Genomic DNA, 3,029 nt, shown 5'->3' on the forward strand with positions numbered 1-3,029 from the left:
GAAGCAAATGTGTGCGCACGCTAGCCCCCTGTGGGAGAAGGTGGCCGAGCGAAGCTCGGTCGGATGAGGGGTGTTCCAGCTTGGCGGAAACTTTCGTCTTAGTCCGACATCCGACAGCAGAAAAACCAACGCCGCACTCCGGCCACACCCCTCATCCGTCTCGGCGCTGCGCGCCGATCCACCTTCTCCCACAGGAGGAGGCGTCCTAAATCAGGCCCGACATATCGGAAAAGGCCATCGCCTTGCGCAGTACCTCGGCGAAGCGCTCGCCGGCCGCGTCGCGCGGGCCGCTATTGTCGATCGAGGTGACGCCAGGGCCGGACAGAGTGACATTGGCGCTGCGCGCCAGCCGCGCCAGCACTTCGCCACGTGACTCGCGGCCGCGCATCGCCAGACGCTCTGCCAGCACCTCCGGCGAGGCAGTGATCTCCACGACGGCCAGGTTGGCATAGCGCTCGCGCAGCACCGGGATGATCGCGCGCGAGACGTTGGCGACGGCCACGCGGCCATTGGCGACGCACCAGTCGACATCGGCCGGGATACCATAGCGCAAGCCGTGCGCTTCCCAGGAGATGGCGAAGGCGCCATCGGCTTCGGCTTCGATGAAGGCGGCGTCGGCCAGCGTGTCGTGGTCTTCGCTGGCGGCATCGCTCGGCCTGGTGATGACGCGGCGGACGAACTCCAGCCTTGTCTCCTCGGCAAAGCAGGCGCGGGCGTAGCCGATCACCGTGTCCTTGCCGGCGCCGCTTGGGCCGACGACGGCGACGAAGACGCCATCGCGGATCGGAAATGCTTCGGCGGACAGTTCACGCTCGATCAACGCCGACACCATCATGCCACCCGGCGCCCCTGCCGCCAGACCGTGCGTACGACCGGAACATGGTCGTCGACGCGCACACGCACCAGATCGGCGCGGCGGCCCTGCTCGATGACGCCGCGGTCGGTCAGGCCAATTGCTTCGGCCGGGTTCTTCGAGACCATGGCGACCGCCTGCGGCAACGAAATGCCGTCGACGACGTCGCCGAGGAAGAACGCCGATTGGATCAGGCTGAAGGGGATATAGTCGGACGACAGGATGTCGAGGAGGCCGTCGCTGGCCAGAGTGCGGGCCGAGACATTGCCCGAATGCGAGGCGCCGCGCATGACGTTGGGCGCTCCCATCAGCACGCCGAGGCCGGCCTCTTTCGAGGCCCTCGCGGCCTCCTCCGTTGTCGGGAACTCGGCGACGCGCACGCCCTGTTCTATCGCTTCGCCGACATGGCCAAGGGTGGCGTCGTCATGGCTGGCCAGCACGATGCCGCGCTCATGGCAGGCGGCGGCGATCACCGCCCGGTTCGGTACCGAATTGCGCGCCGATTCTCCCATCCGCTTTTCGCAGAACAGTTTGAAGTCGCGATCGGTCAGCTTCAGCTTGCGCTGGTAATAGTAGGCATAGGTCTCGAGGTTGACGAACTGGCGCTGGCCGGGCGCATGGTCCATCAGCGATGCCAGCTTGACCCGCTCGTCGCCATCGAAATTGGCGAATGCCTTGAGGCAGTCCGGCGCCGAAACCTCGCAGCGCAGATGGATGAAGTGGTCGGCCCGCAGACGGTCCTGCTGGACACTGTCCTCGATCGCGTCGGCCAATTTGCGGATGTCGGTCGATGTCAGGTCGGCGTCCTCGTCCATGCCGACGCGCAGGGCGTCGAGCACCGTGGTGATGCCGGCGGTCGCCACTTGCGCGTCATGGGCAAGCACGGCCGCGATCGGGTTCCAGCGCACCTTCGGCCGCGGCGCGTAGTGGCCTTCGAGATGATCCGTATGGAGTTCGACCAGCCCGGGAATGATGTAGTCGCCGCCCACATCCTCGCCGGCCATGCTCCCGCTGGTTTGGCTGGTGCCGGCGTCGATGCCGGCGATAAAGCCGTCGCGCAGCACCAGCGAACCCTCGACGATCTCGTCGGCAAGCACGATGCGGGCGTTGTGGAGAACAGTCTCGACGGTCATTTCAGGCAGTCCTTGGTTAGTCCAGCTGGGGTTGTTCGGCGGGGTGCTCAGGCGGTTTTTCTGGCCGGGCGGCGCCCGAGCGCGTGATTCGAAAGCACCATGAACGGTGCGCCCGGTTCGGTTTCGACAAACAGCGTCAGCGTATCCACCAGCACCGGCTGTCGCAGAATGTCCGCGAACAGACTATCGATTGCTGCGCGCAAACGAGGGCTTTCCTGTGACGTTGCCCGGCCGGACAGCGTCATGTGAAAGCGAAAGGTCTCGAAGACATAGGGGTAGCCCCATCGGCAAAGATTGCGGAACTCGGCCGGCTTCAGCGAATCCGGGCTGCGCCGCTCGATCTCGGATTCGGTCAGTGGTGCGCGAAAGCGATCGAAATCGCGCACCACGTCGTCGGCGAACCGATTGAGCAGAGGCAGCGGCCTCTCCGGCACCAGTGCGAAGAAGCCGTCGATCTGGCTGACGACGAGACGCGGGATGGTCACCATCGGCGTCGCCTCGGCAAAATGGTCGAGTGCGGCGCGCAGCGAGGCTTCCGTCTCGTTGGCAGCCAGGCGGAACGGCGCCTTCAGCGTCGCGTGAAAACCATAGCGGCGCGCCGAAGCGGTATGAAAAGCGACTTCCGCCGCAGACAGGTCGGCTACCGCCTCGACCGGCCTTGTCGCGGCGCCAAACGGGTCGCGGCCGAGCCAGTTGGCGGCGATCCGCGCCAGTGGCTCGTCCTGCCGGGGGGTGAAATAGATGGCGTAGCGCATTAGGAAGCCTCGTCAGTCCCGTTGCCATAGGTGATTTCCATGACGGATTGACGAAGCTTTGAAGGGTTTTCGAAGGCAAATCGACCCAGCCGGGTCCTTAGCCGACATTTTTCTCGGGCTGGACCAATTTTCCAGACGTCGGCGCTGCCCCTCACCTGCCTGCCGGCATCCTCTCCCCGTATAGTGACGGGGAGAGGGGCGCTGTGTCCGAACCGGATAGATAGGTAACAGAATGGACTGATTAGATGGGTGACAGTTTTCTTCCTCGCCGGGAGGACCGGCGATGGT

General features: G+C 64.9%; 3 protein-coding genes. All 3 read right to left on the reverse strand.

Annotated features, from left to right (window positions below):
- Positions 1-205 precede the first annotated feature (205 nt).
- The 3 genes from phnN to NKH03_RS34555 are packed head-to-tail and all read right to left on the reverse strand — an operon-like array spanning position 206 to position 2,741.
- Positions 206-835, reverse strand: a complete 630-nt coding sequence (gene phnN / locus NKH03_RS34545; RefSeq protein ID WP_352973303.1) for a phosphonate metabolism protein/1,5-bisphosphokinase (PRPP-forming) PhnN — start codon at positions 833-835, stop codon at positions 206-208.
- A complete protein-coding gene (locus NKH03_RS34550; protein WP_352973305.1) occupies positions 832-1,986 on the reverse strand; it encodes an alpha-D-ribose 1-methylphosphonate 5-triphosphate diphosphatase in 1,155 nt (384 codons plus the stop codon). Before NKH03_RS34550 ends, phnN begins: the two co-directional genes overlap by 4 nt.
- Before the next feature lie 47 nt (positions 1,987-2,033).
- On the reverse strand, positions 2,034-2,741 hold the full coding sequence (locus NKH03_RS34555; RefSeq protein ID WP_352973307.1) for a DUF1045 domain-containing protein: 708 nt from the start codon (positions 2,739-2,741) through the stop codon (positions 2,034-2,036).
- Positions 2,742-3,029: the final 288 nt, after the last annotated feature.

This window comes from Mesorhizobium sp. M1406 (assembly GCF_040317555.1).
In the GTDB taxonomy this organism is placed as follows: domain Bacteria; phylum Pseudomonadota; class Alphaproteobacteria; order Rhizobiales; family Rhizobiaceae; genus Mesorhizobium.